The 15,779-nt window shown below is 43.6% G+C and carries 15 protein-coding genes; 10 read left to right on the plus strand and 5 right to left on the minus strand.

What is annotated here, in order from left to right; all coding sequences use genetic code 11:
- The first annotated feature begins 26 nt into the window (after positions 1–26).
- The 6 genes from H2O73_RS01075 to H2O73_RS01100 all read left to right on the plus strand — a co-directional run bounded on the left by H2O73_RS01075 (position 27) and on the right by H2O73_RS01100 (position 6,901).
- Positions 27–647, plus strand: coding sequence for an NAD(P)H-dependent oxidoreductase (locus H2O73_RS01075; RefSeq protein ID WP_182105671.1), 621 nt, complete (start codon positions 27–29; stop codon positions 645–647).
- A complete protein-coding gene (locus H2O73_RS01080) occupies positions 644–2,566 on the plus strand; it encodes a monovalent cation:proton antiporter-2 (CPA2) family protein (protein ID WP_182105673.1) in 1,923 nt (640 codons plus the stop codon). Before H2O73_RS01075 ends, H2O73_RS01080 begins: the two co-directional genes overlap by 4 nt.
- A gap of 117 nt (positions 2,567–2,683) precedes the next feature.
- Complete coding sequence (locus H2O73_RS01085; protein WP_246335803.1) at positions 2,684–4,012, plus strand: MATE family efflux transporter; 1,329 nt, start codon at positions 2,684–2,686, stop codon at positions 4,010–4,012.
- A 194-nt stretch (positions 4,013–4,206) separates the two neighbouring features.
- Entirely contained in the window at positions 4,207–5,130 is a 924-nt protein-coding gene (locus tag H2O73_RS01090; protein ID WP_182105675.1) for a DMT family transporter, read from the plus strand.
- 57 nt (positions 5,131–5,187) lie between these two features.
- The gene (locus tag H2O73_RS01095) at positions 5,188–6,078 is read left to right on the plus strand and encodes a DMT family transporter (RefSeq protein WP_182105678.1); all 891 of its coding nucleotides are present in this window, start codon (positions 5,188–5,190) and stop codon (positions 6,076–6,078) included.
- A 208-nt stretch (positions 6,079–6,286) separates the two neighbouring features.
- Positions 6,287–6,901 carry a glutaredoxin domain-containing protein gene (locus H2O73_RS01100; RefSeq protein ID WP_182105680.1) on the plus strand — a complete coding sequence of 205 codons (615 nt, stop codon included), beginning with the start codon at positions 6,287–6,289 and terminating at the stop codon, positions 6,899–6,901.
- 75 nt (positions 6,902–6,976) lie between these two features.
- Here the strand turns inward: H2O73_RS01100 and H2O73_RS01105 are convergent, their stop codons facing one another.
- Complete coding sequence (locus H2O73_RS01105) at positions 6,977–7,327, minus strand: hypothetical protein (RefSeq protein ID WP_182105682.1); 351 nt, start codon at positions 7,325–7,327, stop codon at positions 6,977–6,979.
- A 328-nt stretch (positions 7,328–7,655) separates the two neighbouring features.
- Here H2O73_RS01105 and H2O73_RS01110 point away from each other — a divergent pair, with 328 nt between their 5' ends.
- Both H2O73_RS01110 and H2O73_RS01115 read left to right on the plus strand, forming a co-directional pair.
- Positions 7,656–8,528 carry a LysR family transcriptional regulator gene (locus H2O73_RS01110; protein ID WP_182105684.1) on the plus strand — a complete coding sequence of 291 codons (873 nt, stop codon included), beginning with the start codon at positions 7,656–7,658 and terminating at the stop codon, positions 8,526–8,528.
- A 101-nt stretch (positions 8,529–8,629) separates the two neighbouring features.
- Positions 8,630–10,486 (plus strand): putative bifunctional diguanylate cyclase/phosphodiesterase, encoded by a 1,857-nt coding sequence (locus H2O73_RS01115; RefSeq protein WP_368737140.1) that lies wholly within the window; start codon positions 8,630–8,632, stop codon positions 10,484–10,486.
- Between the two features lie 18 nt (positions 10,487–10,504).
- Here H2O73_RS01115 and H2O73_RS01120 read toward each other — a convergent pair whose 3' ends face one another.
- Positions 10,505–10,987, minus strand: a complete 483-nt coding sequence (locus H2O73_RS01120; protein ID WP_246335804.1) for a hypothetical protein — start codon at positions 10,985–10,987, stop codon at positions 10,505–10,507.
- 104 nt (positions 10,988–11,091) lie between these two features.
- Complete coding sequence (locus tag H2O73_RS01125) at positions 11,092–11,607, minus strand: nicotinate-nicotinamide nucleotide adenylyltransferase (RefSeq protein WP_182105686.1); 516 nt, start codon at positions 11,605–11,607, stop codon at positions 11,092–11,094.
- 146 nt (positions 11,608–11,753) lie between these two features.
- Between H2O73_RS01125 and nadE the strand changes: the two genes are divergently transcribed.
- The gene (gene nadE / locus H2O73_RS01130) at positions 11,754–12,581 is read left to right on the plus strand and encodes an NAD(+) synthase (RefSeq protein ID WP_182105688.1); all 828 of its coding nucleotides are present in this window, start codon (positions 11,754–11,756) and stop codon (positions 12,579–12,581) included.
- Between the two features lie 392 nt (positions 12,582–12,973).
- On the opposite strand, the gene H2O73_RS01135 is transcribed toward nadE, so the two are convergent.
- Entirely contained in the window at positions 12,974–13,552 is a 579-nt protein-coding gene (locus H2O73_RS01135) for a winged helix-turn-helix domain-containing protein (RefSeq protein ID WP_182105690.1), read from the minus strand.
- Positions 13,553–14,007: 455 nt separating this feature from the next.
- Between H2O73_RS01135 and H2O73_RS01140 the strand changes: the two genes are divergently transcribed.
- Positions 14,008–14,733: a TetR/AcrR family transcriptional regulator gene (locus H2O73_RS01140; RefSeq protein ID WP_182105692.1), complete on the plus strand. Its 726-nt coding sequence runs from the start codon at positions 14,008–14,010 to the stop codon at positions 14,731–14,733.
- Positions 14,734–14,795: 62 nt separating this feature from the next.
- Here H2O73_RS01140 and H2O73_RS01145 read toward each other — a convergent pair whose 3' ends face one another.
- Entirely contained in the window at positions 14,796–15,467 is a 672-nt protein-coding gene (locus tag H2O73_RS01145) for a LuxR C-terminal-related transcriptional regulator (protein WP_182106894.1), read from the minus strand.
- Positions 15,468–15,779 lie beyond the last annotated feature (312 nt).

A 15,779-nucleotide genomic window follows, 5' to 3' on the forward strand; every position in this document is an offset into this window, starting at 1 on the left:
TTCAATAATATGGTAGGAAACCGACGATGCCTAAAAACAAAGTGCTGGTATTGTATGCTCACCCCTCTCAGCATCGCTCCGAAGTAAACCAGTCGCTCTTTCACGCTGCCGAAAATATTGAAGGGGTCACCACCGTTGACCTGTACTACGAATACCCAAGCTATAACATCAACATCGACCGAGAACAAAAACGTTTAGTGGATCATGATGTGATCATTTTCCAGTTCCCCCTTTACTGGTACTCCACGCCAGCCATGCTCAAAGAGTGGCAAGACCTAGTACTAGAATACGGCTTTGCTTATGGTAGCCAAGGCATCGCACTAAAAGGTAAACGCTTCATGTGCGCCCTTTCTGCCGGAGGAAGAGCCGACGCTTACCAAACCAAAGGCTACAATCACTTTACTATTCGTGAGCTTCTCTACCCGATTGAACAGATGGCAGCGCTGACAGGCATGCTGTACATGGCACCGCTGGCGCTCTTTGGTGCCCGAACGGCAAAAGAGGAAGGGCGAGTTGCTCAACATACGAAACAATGGCAAAAGCTACTAACGGCTTTGGTTAACGACCAGTTCGATTATAAGCGAGCTTATGAAGTGGAAAAGATTAACCCATACCTCAATCAACTGATCCTAGGAGAGAAGGAATGACTGGTTACTTTCTGCAAGCTTTTATCTATCTCGTCGCTGCTGTTATTGCTGTTCCCATAGCAAAACGCTTGGGTTTAGGGTCTGTGCTAGGCTACCTAATTGCAGGCGTTGTCATTGGTCCAATCATTGGTTTGGTTGGCGAAGAAACGACAACCATCCAGCATTTTGCTGAGTTTGGCGTGGTTATGATGCTGTTCTTGGTCGGGCTGGAGCTTGAACCCAAAATGCTGTGGAACATGCGTAATCGCCTACTCGGATTAGGTGGATTACAAGTGGGCGGTACAACAGCTGCTGTCATGGGCATCGCCATGCTGTTAAATCAACCGTGGACGATTGCTCTCGCCATTGGCTTGATTTTCGCGCTCTCTTCCACCGCGATCGTGTTGCAAACATTCAATGAAAAAGGGCTAACCCGTACTGACGGGGGACAAAATGCCTTCTCTGTCTTGCTGTTCCAAGATATTGCCGTCATCCCGATGTTAGCTTTTATTCCCTTGCTCGCACTACCAGAGTTGGTTGAAAAAGCACAAGCTACAGCATCGGCGGCAGCCGAGCATCACGAAGAGCTCAGTCTTGTCGCTGGTTTACCCGGTTGGGGTTACGCCATTGTGATCGTCATTTCAATTATCGGTTTAGTCGTTGGTGGGCACTATCTAAGCCGCCCGCTTTTTCGCTTTGTAGCAAGCTCTGGTTTACGAGAGATATTCACCGCAACCGCACTCATGTTAGTGGTCGGGATTGCTGCATTGATGAGCTTAGTCGGATTATCACCCGCATTAGGTACCTTCCTCGCCGGTGTGGTACTTGCAAACAGTGAGTTCCGCCATGAGCTTGAGTCTAATATCGACCCGTTTAAAGGCTTATTGCTCGGTTTGTTCTTTATCACCGTTGGCGCAGGTATCAACTTCGGTATTCTGTTTGACGATTTCTTCCTTATCATCGGCTTAACCTTAGGTGTGATGCTATTAAAAGCCCTCATACTCTATGTTTTAGCTTTCTGCTTTAGAATTCGTAAAAGTAACCGTTGGTTATTCACTTTAAGCTTGGCGCAAGCGGGTGAGTTCGGTTTTGTACTATTGAGCTTTACCACTCAAAATCATGTAATCCCACTCGATATCGCACAGACATTATCCTTGGTGGTTGCGCTGTCAATGTTCTTAACCCCTGGTCTGTTTATTCTTTTCGACAAAGTCATCTTGCCGCGCTATGAGCAAGCCTCTAACCAAGGTGAAGCAGACGAGATCGATGAAAAAGGCACCGTGATCATTGCCGGTATAGGACGTTTTGGGCAAATCATTAACCGTCTACTGGTCGCAAATGGCATCAAAACCGTGGTGCTTGATCATCAAGCTGCGCAGATAGACATGGTTAGGCAAATCAACACAAAAGCTTACTTTGGTGATGCCACCCGCTCTGACTTACTCCATACTGCCGGTATTGAAGAGGCGGCCATGGTCGTAGTTGCGATTGATAACCGTGATGCCTCACTGGAGCTTGTTAAATACATCAAACATACCTACCCAAATGTGAAGGTGTTAGTACGCGCATTTGACCGCGGCGACAGCTACCTATTACGCCAAGCTGGCGCTGATGTTATCGAGCTTGAGACTTATCATTCCGCACTCGAGTTAGGTGCCATAGCACTAAAAGAGCTAGGGCAACACCCATTCCACGTCGAGCAGCAAAAAGCCAGTTATAAACGCGTAGAGAATAAGAAGTCTGATATGCTTTACCAAGCTTGGCTTGACGACTCATCCGGTGAACGTTTTGACAATAACTATCGCCAACTCTTTATTCATCTAGAAGAGCAAATTAAGTTAGCACTGGTGACTGATAGAGCGGATAAACACAACAATGATGAACGTGGCTGGACACCGCCACCAAAAGGCTATGCAGAAGACTTTAAAGATAATCTTTAAACTGTTTTAACCGCTCATCTCTCGATTTACGCGGACAATCGCGTAAACTGATCACTACTACCAATATTAAGCCGAGGTTTTCCTCGGCTGATTTATGATTACAGCGCGTAAATACCTATGACAACAGCCCAACAAACATCCCTACCACGCCAGCTATTTAACATGACATGGCCCATGTTGTTTGGTGTGCTTTCGCTAATGAGTTTTCAATTGGTCGATAGTGCTTTTATCGGTCAACTCGGGATCTTACCACTAGCAGCGCAAGGCTTTACGCTACCAATCCAAATGATCATCATTGGTATTCAAGTCGGCTTAGGTATCGCGACCACCGCCGTCATCGCAAAAGCGATTGGCGCAAATCAAACTCGTTACGCTCAACAACTTGGCGGATTAGTGGTTGCGATGGGCTCTGTGGGTGTTGCGTTATTTTGCCTATTTTTGTACTTGATCCGTGAGCCTATCCTTTTGCTACTCAGCGCACCTGACAGTGTCTTTGTGATCATTGACAGTTATTGGGTGTATTGGTTGGTTAGCTCTTGGACGGGCGCACTATTGTACTTTTTCTACAGTGTATGTCGCGCCAATGGCAACACCATGTTGCCCGGTACCATGATGATGGTCACCAGTTTGCTCAACCTTGCACTCGACCCTCTGTTTATCTTTACCTTTAATTTGGGCATCAATGGCGCAGCCCTTGCGACAATCGTTGCGTTTGGCATTGGTATCTTAGTTGTAGCCCCGAGAGTAACCGCTAAGCAGTGGATCTGTTTTGACTGGCATGATCTTGATGTGGCGAAGAGCCTCAAATCGATTGGCAACATCATGGGACCAGCGATGATAAGCCAACTGCTGCCTCCGCTCTCCTCGATGTTGGCGACAAAATTGCTGGCTGGTTATGGTACGGCAGCGGTTGCGGCATGGGCTCTGGGCTCTCGCTATGAATTTTTCGCGATCGTCTCTGTATTAGCGCTAACCATGTCGATGCCTCCAATGGTCGGCAGACTCCTAGGCGCACAAAAGCTTGATGAGATCCGCCAATTGGTGGTGATTGCATGTAAGTACATACTGACATCACAGCTCATTATCGCGCTGATCACTTGGCTGAGCAGCGGTTTTTTGGCTCAACTGATGACCAGTGAAACCCAGGTAGAACAAATCTTAAATTGGCACCTGATGATTGTGCCATTTAGCTTAGGCTCTTTAGGCATCTGCATGTTAATGGTGTCGATAAATAATGCGCTCGGCAAGTCCTACACAGCACTAACCATCTCAGCGTTACGCTTGTTTGCTTTCTTCTTACCTTGTCTATGGGTCGGTTCAACGATTGGGGGAATTGAAGGCATCTTTTGGGGAGCCTTGCTGGGCAATATTGCTGCGGGTATCTGCGCTTGGTTCATGTACCAGAATGCCATCAATCAGCTAGCGCTACGTGTTGAAGTAAAATAAGTTGCATCATTTTTAACCAAACGTTAACCTAACCTTTCATCAATACGGAATTCAAATCATGCATTCAATGTTTACTTACCTTTGGCTCCTTCTGCTTAATACCTGTAGCCGGTAGGTAAACCTATGCCTGGCTACGAGTGTGTAGCCAGTTTGCATTAACTCGTAGCCCTGATTTAACCAAAAGGAACGAGTTAATGAATCAAACCCAGCAAACCTTGCCCACTTCACGCTTCTCATCCCCACATCAATTGGGGCTGCTGTATGCCTTCATCGGTTGTTTGCTGTTCTCTCTTAAACCTATTCTCGTTAAACTCGCTTACCAAGCAGGAGGCGACGCTACTTCAATTATGGCACTGCGAGCATTAAGCTCACTGCCCCTTTACTTGTTCACTTTAGTATATCTTTGCCGTAAATCAGCAACTCGCAGCAAAATACGACAGTTTGGCTTACCTGCCGCCGGAATTGGTATCATGGGGTATTACCTAGCGAGCTTTCTCGACATTTCAGCATTGGCATTTATTTCAGCGCAACTAGAACGGTTACTGATCTTCCTATTTCCTTCGTTTGTTGTGTTGATCAGTTGGGTGATACATAAGCAACCGCCAAGTAAAATAGTGCTTATCGCTACCGCCATTGGCTATGCGGGTACGGCGCTTATTTTGGCTCACGATTTTCAAACGCTTGGTCGCTCTGTCACTTTTGGGGCGGCACTCGCGGTAGCTTCTGCCTTTGTGTTTGCCATTTACTTAGTCGCAAGCAAACCGTTAATTGGCCAGTTAGGGAGCTCTCTATTCACCAGTATCGGAATGGGCAGTGCGGGTAGTGCCATTTTGGTCCACCTCTATTTTAGTGGTGCGCAAATGCAGAACTGGTCTAGCGAGCTGATCACCATCGGTGTGGCTCTTGGCATTATCTGCACCGTTTTACCCTCATATTTTGTTGCTGCTGCCATGGCAAGACTTTCACCAACACAACTGAGCTTAACTAACAATATTGGTCCTGCCATTACCGCGCTATTTGCCGTACTAATACTAGGGGAATTATTCACTGTCTGGCACGCTATCGGTATGATTTTAGTTATATTTTCGGTTGTCCTAATAAATCGTTCAAAAAACTAAGGTAACCGGAGCAATTAAGTCGTATGATCGGCCAACCTCTTTTTAAAATCAGTTTTTATGAGCAATAATCATCACCCAATCCAAGGCGCAAGCTGGATGCTAACCGCTGGCTTGTCATTTGCTATTGTGAATAGTTTGGCGCAAGTCGCCAGTATTCACTTTGGTTTGTCTTCGACTACCGTTGCACTGGTTCAATATGCCATCGCTCTCGTGGTTATTTTGCCTTATCTAAAAACGCTCGGTATTCGCCATTCACTTAGAACCAATAAGCTGGGTTGGCATATTTTCCGCGTTTTCTTGTCTGTCATCGGTATTCAGCTCTGGCTATGGGCGCTCGCTTATCCTGTGCCTATTTGGCAAGGTATCGCACTGCTGATGACATCGCCACTTTTCGCCACCATAGGTTCTGGTCTGTTTCTAAAAGAAAAAGTGGGGGTGGCTCGTTGGGTGGCGACTTTAGCAGGCTTTATTGGCGCCATGATTATATTGGAGCCATGGGCTGATGGTTTTAGCTGGGCGACGCTACTTCCTGTTGGTGCGGCATTTTTCTGGGCATGCTATTCACTCATGGTGAAGAAGCTTTCTTCTGATGACTCACCATCAACCATGGTGGTTTACTTGCTGGTATTGATCACCCCATTCAATATTTTGCTGGCTCTTCCAGAGTGGCAAATGCCGCAAGGCGTGACAGTTTGGTTGGTTCTCATCGCAGCAGGCGCGGCAACAGCACTGGCACAATGGGCGATTGTGAAAGCTTATTCCATTGCAGATGCGTCATTTGTACAACCTTTTGACCACGCAAAATTACCACTTAACGTACTTGCAGGTTGGCTAGTATTTGGCTGGGTTCCACCCGGTCGCTTATGGCTTGGTGCGGCCATTATTATTGCCTCTGTTGCCTTTATCACTAAGTGGGAATCGCGAAAGACACGGGTCAAAAATAGCTAAGTTATCGATTCTTTTGAAAGAAAACCTAAGTAATCACGTTCTACTTAAATAGCTTCATATTGGGGATTGCCCTATAGTCATTAACTATGCATCCATACTAAATGACATTAGTAAAATCCCATCGAAGAACAAGACTAGATACCAGTTTGGCTTGGCGAGTAATTCTAAAAACAATACGCCCAGCCACCTTTGCTTTAGGGAGAGAACCATGACGCAACCGATCAAAATTACACTTTATCGCTGGGCTGGCAGTTGGGGACCATTTAAGGTCAACATCCCATGTGGAGAGTGCACGCTAACGAAAGATATTTTGCAAGATACCTTTGATAACGAATTGGCAGGGATCCCGATTGAGTTAGAGGTTAAAGATTGGTTGTCGCATTGGTGGGAGCCATTGAAGTTAGGCTCTTGGCATGCTCCTATTTTGGTTGTCGAAGGTAAAGTGATCAGCCAAGGTGAGGCATTGAATCGCGGAGTGTTGATTCAGTCTGTTATTCAGCAATGGACAACGCGTGATACTTTAAAAGGTAATATTGTATATGGCAAAGCGACCTGCCCATACTGTGTAAAAGCGAAAAAAATGCTTGATGACGCGGGGGTTGAATACCAATACCACGATGTCGTCAAAGACAGTGCTGCACTATACCGAATGATTCCTGAAGTAAAAGCTATCATCGGTATGAAAACACCCGTCACTGTGCCACAAATATGGTTAGATGGGCATTACATCGGTGGCGCCGACAACTTAGAAGCGTGGATTGAAAAAAAGGGGCTAAGTAAAGTGCCCGACAATGTTCTACACCTTGAAGCTAACCAAGGCTAAACCTGCGCAAACAATAAAGCCCCAGTAAATTACTGGGGCTTTGTCAATTTAGTGATGCGTCATCACGACAATACATTAGCTACGCTTTGGCTGCTGGTAAGTCTTGCCTGCTGCTTGGTAAGTCTCTTTACGCTTAACTTCAAACATTGCATCAAAGAACCACGCAACAAAACGAATGGCTTCGTCACCTTCATTCATCACATGCTCTACAAATTCTTGCTCTTCACCCTGCTCATCTGCTTGCAGTGTCACGTGGTAAATGCGCTGTTCACCCTCAACTTCTGCAATAGCAAATTGACCGACTAAAGACTCTGCTGCATCAGCTACTTCTTGGTCTTCGCTTGCTTTCAAAATAGCTAAAGCTTGTGGCAAACCTTCTTGCTGGCATGCTTCTTTAACCAGCGCTTCAAATTCATTGTATTCCATATTATCACCTAGAGGGCGTTGAACATTCTAATGGCGGGCATTGTATACCGAAGCCAACGGTTTTGCGACGTTAAGCTCGCTGTTCTATATAGCGCTCAGTTCGCGTGGAAAAGAACACCAATGCCATAATAAAGGCGATACTAACAGGTAGATAGAAACACCAACTTGACCCGTTGCAATAATCAGCATCGCTAGTAGTAAGGGTCTCTTATTAAAAGATTTTTTGCTTGCTTTTCATCTATCCGAGTTTAAATTGGACTCTCAGACATGATAATACGTTCAAATGGAAACTAATTAGTTCTTATTAAGAATCAATAAGGGAAACAAAATGGATTGGTTGCAAAGTGTAAAAAGCTACGTTCTCGTCGTCGATGAAGGCAGTTTTAATGGCGCAGCACGACGAATGAACACCACCAGTTCTGCCATCAGTAAGCGTATTCATTGGCTAGAAGAGCGTATCGGCGTTCAACTACTCAAACGAACCACTCGATCAGTAACTCAAACCGAAGCTGGTGCGTTGTTTTATCAACGGGCCAAAGTGCAGCTTGATGATTGGCAGTCCATTGTTGATGAAACCCGTTCCGTCGACCAATCTCCAGCGGGGTTATTAAAGATTGGAGCAACGCTTGCTGTCGGTTCAAAGTTCCTTGTCCAATATCTCGACGATTTTTTAACCCTCTACCCTGATATTAGAATCCAGTTAACCACAACCACTCCGGGTCAACTACCCGCACTGAGCCTAGACTTGTTTATCAGCCGAGAAATAGAGCAGCTCAATTCATTGAGTTTTAAAGCAACTCGACTGTTTGAACACAAAGCGGGGTTTTATGCCTCTCCTCGATATTTAGAGAAATATGGCGAACCTACATCCGTTTCGGACCTCAGCAAACACAATATGTTGAACTGGGGCGAAAGCCCGCAAAGAGAAGTTAAGCTTTCTAAGGGACAACGCGTTTTGTTATCAGGCAATTTTGCCACTACCAACCCAGAAGCCCTGTTTTATGCCGCCAAAGCGGGAATGGGAATGTTGTTGACCAATGATGTGATGATTAAAGAAGAGCTGAAAATCGGCACTTTGAAGCGAGTACTGCCAGACATCAGTGCCGATGAAGCTACAGTATACGCCTATCACCCTAAACTTGATTTTCAAAACACCCGTACACAGCTATTTTTGGACTATCTCAAAGCAAAATTAGGATAAAAATTAGACATAGTTTGAAAAAATATGCCACCTGTACCATATTTAGTAACAAAGCATTACATACCTAAGTGACAGAGATCACTTCAGTAAGGAGATGTCAGGTGGCCGAAAACAAAATTTTTCCTCTCTCGATAGACATCGACACGATTAATCGTATCGTGTCACTTGATGGTCATGAAATGTTGCATCAAGTCGCATTACTGCTGCATAACACTTTCAACACTCAATGCACCTGCATTGTTGAGATTGATAAACTCAATTTTTTTGCCCAAACACTTTCTTATGCCTGCGACAAGGAAATTCAAACACCCTTTTGCTATTCCTTAAGTGACACCCCTTGTCATGAGGTAAGCAAATCAAACCAACTGTTTTGTCTCTACAGTGAAAACGTTGCTCAAACATTTCCACAAGACAGTTTTTTAGTCGAAAATGGCATTGAAGCCTATTTGGGTGTACCACTTAGAAGTCAAGGAGGCGACAATCTCGGCATCTTACTCTCGACTTTCACCTCTCCCATTAGCCAGATGGATGAAGAACAACGCAGCGCGCTCATTTACTACCATACTCTGTTCGCTAACATCGTCGTTCATGGGTTACGAGTTAAATGGCTTTCAGCACGCTCGGATAGCTTAGTGAATCAACTGAGTTACGAGGTCACTCATGATGCTTTAACCGGGTTACTCAATCGCAGCCATCTTGCAAAGATGCTTGAGCGCTATTCTGAGAACCCAAACACCCCTCTCACGTTAGTGTATATCGATATTGATAACTTCAAATCAATCAACAACCTTTATGGTAATTACATCGGTGACCAAGTGATAAAGTTTGTCGCTCTGGCAATAGAAGACCACTTACCAGAGCAAAACCATGCATTTCGAATTTCTGGTGATGAATATGCGTTTATCACCTTCTCCGGTGACCCATTTACCATTTGCCAAAACATCATTGCTAAATTGCACCAAGGGTATCGAGATTCTTCCCACAACATTAAGATCAGCGCCAGCATTGGGCTTGCGTGTAAATCAGACCGAAACCTGTCGGCTGACCAACTCATGCTTAACACCTCGCTCGCATTAAAAGATTGTAAGCATTCACGCAACAATCAAATTCAAGCTTACGATACTCACCTTAGTGCACAGTACTACCGTAAAACGATGGTCATTGACGCATTGAGAAACGAGCTAGATAGCTCAAACCAACAACAAAGTGAGATCTATGTAGTTCTGCAACCTATCGTTTCTATAGGAAATAACACATGGGATTATTTTGAAACACTCGCTCGTTGGAACAGTAAAACCCTTGGAGCGGTGTCTCCCATGGAGTTTATTGAAGCCGCTGAGCAATCAGGTTTGATTGTGGAATTAGGCGAACGAATTGTTAAACTGGCATGCAAAGCAAAACAAGAGCTAGAGTCAGGCTTAGGCTATAAAATACAACTAAGTTTGAACTGTTCGGCTCATGAACTCGCAGACTCAGCGCGCTACATGCGCCATCTCAACACCACCATTAAACAGCATGGATTCAGCCCCAGTGAATTCACCATTGAACTCACTGAAACGGTACTACTCTCTCATACCAATGAAGTTCGCTACATATTAGACAAACTGCGTGAGCAAGGGTTTACCATCGCGTTGGATGACTTTGGTACTGGATACTCAAGCTTAAACTACATTCATAGCTACCCAATAGATACGATCAAAATAGACGCAACTTTTGTACGAAACATATTGTTCAATGAAACCGCTGAGCATGTGGTCAACTTGGTTATCCAGTTAGCAAAACAGCTGAAAGTAAATTTGATCGCAGAAGGGGTGGAAAACGAAAATGAGCTCAATAAGTTGAGAAAAATGGGCTGTACACAAATTCAAGGTTACTATTTTGCCCGTCCTGAGAAACCAGAAGCACTGATTGCACATTGTATTGAATCACAAAACAGTGTCGCTATTAAAACTGAGTAACGAAAATGATGAGGGCCGTTAAAACGGCACCTCCACTTGCATCATTAAGTTATCTTGTTTTTCATCGTGCCATAAATAATCAAACCGGAGCCTAGGCTCCCCTGCTTTTTTCTCTCCAATACCAAGGCTAAACTGTAAACCATGATCCATCAGCCAATCTTGAGTTGATAGATCTTCTTGGTCTTCATCGCTTTTATTTGGATCCCACACTCCGATTCCAAAGTAGCTACTTGAATAATGTTGGCTCAAAAAAGGATTAGACTCTGTTTTTAATACCCAGTCCGACCAATAATCTGAGTAGTCTCGTGTGGCGGGTTTCGTTAGCGCATCATAATTTAATGCGCCAGTCGCCGAATTTTCGATAGCGCGCTTGTCTGGCTCGCACTCACGAAATTGCAAATACGTTTCAGGGATCGCCACGGTGTTATCAATCCCATAATAGTTTTTTTCGCAAGCATTGGCAGTTGCCGAAAGCAGACCAAAAACAAGCACAAAGCTCATCTTCGTCACATTTACCTCAATCATAACCATGAGCTCAAACGCTCAATTCTTATTATTAGAAACAGCAGCATAGCTGATGACTCTGTTTGCATATTGCAGTGTAGTTAGTAGTAATGATTTTCCGTCAAAATCGTGCAAACTTTTGCGGTAGTTAAGTGTTCTATTGACTGTTTTTTATCCAGCGCAGTTCGAATATCTGTACTTCGCACCGCTACCTTCTCAGGACATGCCATCACAGTCCAACGCTTGGCGATATCTTTTGCTCTATAGAACTTAGAAAAATTGAACAAGTTGTCCGGTCCCATTACAAACGTTAACTGCGCTTGTGGAATTTCCTCTTGTAACGCACAAAGCACCGCATAGGTGGTGACAGGTTGTTGAGTCACACTAAAAAGTTGCTCTTCAATGGTTGAACGAGCGACATTCTTTAACGCCATGTCCTCGATAAAGGCATCGATCAATTCGACTCTTAGCGAGTAATCAAGCATCTCTTTACCCCAAGCGTGAGCAATACTTGGCACAAGCAACACACGATCAAAGTGCCCCAATGACTCGATCACACTTCGATGACCTAAGCTCGGCGGGTTAAAAGCACTTCCAAATACGGCTATCTTTGTCATTTTTTGCCCTTGTACGGTACGAAAGCCGCGATCTCGGTTTTCTATTCAGTGGTTTTCGGTATGATACTAAGCATAGGTAAGTAACCTCAAGAACTGAGCATGCTTAACGCAAAAATTTCTATAACAATGCAGCAGGAAGAAAACTAATGGAACAGTTGATTCGCGACGAAATGCGCGTTCTACCATCGATTGACCCTCATTTTGAAATCACTCGCCGTGTTGATTTCATCAAACGAAAATTAACAGACTCTGGCTGTAAAACTCTGGTACTTGGTATCAGCGGTGGGGTGGATTCAACCACGTGTGGTCGCTTGGCTCAAATTGCGATTGACCAGTTAAACGAAGTCAGTGGTAGTGGTTACCAATTTATCGCGGTTCGCTTACCTTACGGCGAACAGAAAGATGAAGACGAAGCACAACTCGCCATACAATTCATCCAGCCAAGTCACTCTGTATCCGTCAACATCAAAGCTGGCGTTGACGGTTTACACACCGCTTCTCATATCGCATTAGCAGATACTGGTCTGTTACCTCAAGACAAAGCTAAGGTTGATTTTGTAAAAGGCAATGTGAAAGCTCGTGCCCGTATGATCGCTCAATACGAAATTGCAGGCTACGTTGGCGGGTTAGTTTTAGGAACTGACCACTCGGCAGAAAACATCACTGGTTTCTACACCAAGTTTGGTGACGGCGCATGCGACATGGCTCCGCTATTCGGTCTTAATAAACGCCAAGTTCGTGAAGTAGCAGCAGCGCTTGGCGCACCAACCTCACTCGTGCAAAAAGTACCAACCGCCGATCTAGAAGAGCTCGCACCACAAAAAGCCGATGAAGACGCACTCAATCTTACTTACGAACAAATTGATGACTTCTTAGAAGGCAAACCAGTATCAGCGGAAGTATCTGAGCGTTTAGTGAGAATCTATAAAATGACACAGCACAAGCGCCAACCAATACCAACAATTTACGACTGATCATCAAGTAAGAGAAATGTAACTCTCTCTTATTTATTGGCGTATTTTAATGACTGGGCGGAATTCATTTCTGCCCTTTCAATATTACTAAATAAGCGAACTAGGATGAGGAAGTACCTAATATCCTTATTCCAAAACAACCTCTATTGACCTAACTGTCACTCTCTCCAACTGAGAGAACCCGTGATTAGGAAACCCGCTCCAACCTGTAGTTCACAGAGTTGTTTTTATGTCTATTATTCCAAATATAAATTGGAGACATGCAAGCACAATCATTACAGATAACATGTAGCTCACTGTACCTAGGATCCCAAGAACTGTCCTTCATCTCGACCGACAAATGATGGCTCCCACAAAACGGACACTGTTCTAACTTCATAAAAAACCTCAGACTAAAAATACAAATCTGCTGAAAAAAAATTGAGTAATGCTGACAACACATTCGGCTTTAATATCGCCCCACCCAACAGCAATGAATTAAATATCGAATACCTTAATAGCATTGAATTAGTAATAAGTACTTGTGGCAGTGTCGTCCCTAGAACGTGATGTCTTCGATATCGATCACTCTTAAGTTGTACCGTTCTGTCAGCGTTTTCCATTTGTGCTGTATTGCTACTTTTCACACTATCAACATGCAACGCCACGACTGGCGCTATAAACTCATAACCGAGTTTGGGAACTGTCTTAATAAATAGCGGCTCTCGCCTAGAGTCATTCATTGCCTTGCGTAAAGTCGAAACAGATTGAGTAAGGCTCGAATCATCCACAAAAATATCGCGGTCATTCCAAAGGACTGAAATGAGCTCCTTGCGCGAAACCGTTCGATTACTGTTTTCGAGCAAGTGTAAAAGTAGACGACTCTCATTGGAGCCCAGTGTCACCACTTCACTTTGTCCACTGTCATCTATTAGCAAGTCGGCTTTAGGTGAAAATATTAGTTTTCCACCGATCTTATATTTTCTGTCCATCTCGAATTGTCCTTCACACATACCTCATTATCATCTAATGAGTATCGCCTTCCCTACCCATACTGATTTTGTGCATTCCCTGCAAACTCAATAGCAAAGTGATTCACCTAAGTTTTGTGACCCACCTAAGCTTTGTTATTGACTCAAAACACTTGTTACCGTTGTACTACCAGTAGCACCTCACCAAATCGAACCTCATTCGAATGACATTCGAGTGCTATTCGAATTCTATTCACTTCTCATTGTATGTCAATGAAATGAAAGTCACTCGCAGAAAATTAAAAACGGAAAATTGAAAGATTATTCATTTAAAACAATAAGATAAACCACAAAGATGCTGTACTTAATTTATTGTTTTGACTATTTGGAAAAATTAGTAACAAAGTACTGATAAAAATTGACTCCGAAATGCTGATTAACTAGCATAAGCGGCAACAAATATGTAGAGACAGTGTATGCCCGCCCCAAAGTACCCCTTCGCAGAAGAAGAGCAATTGATACTCAATGCCACAGCAAAGAGCATTCTTGAAACATCATTGATTGATTTCAAGATGTCCTCTATTGCAAAAAATGCAGGTATCTCTATGGGGTCAGTATACAAACACATTCAATCAAAAGAAGACGTTTTGGTTGCACTGGCCGTTCAAATAACGCAACAATCTTTTGACGTCATCACTAATGTGCTTGCGCTCCCTTACCCTCTATCTTCAAAAATCGTGGCATTGAACTTGGTATCTCATGAATCAATGTATATTTACCCTTTTGGCTATCAACTATTTACCATGCTAAATTCGCTGAATCTGCTCAATAAAGCTTCGCAAGCATGGATAGATAAACTCGCCAAGGTTTCCACACAAATCCACGACGGCTTTGAGCAAGGTCTTTTGCATGCGATAGAGCAAGGCGAACTCGCGTGTGAGGAGGGGTACAGAGACGCTCTCATTGAAGAGTTTATGCTTACTCACTGGACACTCAACGTAGGCTTTCCCCTCATCGCTGGTCATTCATGTAATCCCAATATGGAAAAAGAAGCGTGTAATTGGGGTCAATCTATTTCACTTGAGCATCCATTTATTCGAGCAACGCTAAGGGTGACGAACAGTTATCCATGGTCAAACCCAGCATCACTACATGACTTGAATGAGATTGAGAAAATTCTACTGTCACGTGGGCTTCGCTAACACGAAATAGCAAAAAGGGAGCCTATTGGCTCCCTTCCTGTTTATATGCTTAGGTTTAACGCTTAAACGCGCTCTTCTAAACCAATATTATTATTCGCCCAGAGCAAAGCTTGTAAGCGGTTTTTGGCATTAATTTTTTTGAAGATATTATGCAAATGCGTTTTCACCGTGTTTTCACTAACAAACAGCTCATCGGCTATTTGTAGATTTGATGCACCGTGACCGAGTAAGCGCATGATCTCTTTTTCACGCTTAGTTAAATTCGCATAAGCTTGAGATGTCGTAACGGTGTTAGCACAACGAAAATGCTCAATATAATCTTGAGCCACTTTTCGAGACAGCCACATTTCATCTTGCATGATTTTTTTCATGCCTTTCAACAATAAGCCAATCTCATCGTCGACATAAAACACACCAACTAAATTGCGCCACTTAAATAACTGTGAAGAAACCACCTCCTTTGGGCAGTTTATGACAATTTCTTTAGCGCTCATGTTTGAGGCAAGACGAACCTGGTTATAAAGTTCAAAATTAGTATCATCAAAATAGTTGTAATCAATTAGCACATAATCACCCAGAATCGCCTCTTCACCATCAACGACTCTAGAAAGATCCTCTAGGGATGCCAAATGAACATCCAACTCAATACCTTTTTCTAACGAGTCCTTAAACAGCCGAGACTGCATACTAACGTCCGATAGTAAGGTAATTTTATAATTATGGTCAGAGGTCATATTCATTTCTCCAGCTTGACGTGTGTGCTAAATTTAAAACTATCGTTTAGTTTGAAATAGTCAACATTGCTCAGATCACGTTTCCTTTGAAATTCATCTATAATCTTTTAGTTTCATCAAGTTAGAGTGAATTTCTTAAATTTAAGAACACAGTCGATTACTATTCTATCAATAAGAAATCCTTCATAAGATCCCTCAAACATGTCGCTTTATAAACAAAAAGTCTTACTTTTGAGCTGGCTGTTTCAAACATGAACGCCTAGGAAAAAACCAAAAAACAAAACGTGAGATTAGTGAGGAAAGAATGAAAAA

The organism is Vibrio marinisediminis (assembly GCF_014050145.1).
Classification (GTDB): Bacteria; Pseudomonadota; Gammaproteobacteria; order Enterobacterales; family Vibrionaceae; genus Vibrio; species Vibrio marinisediminis.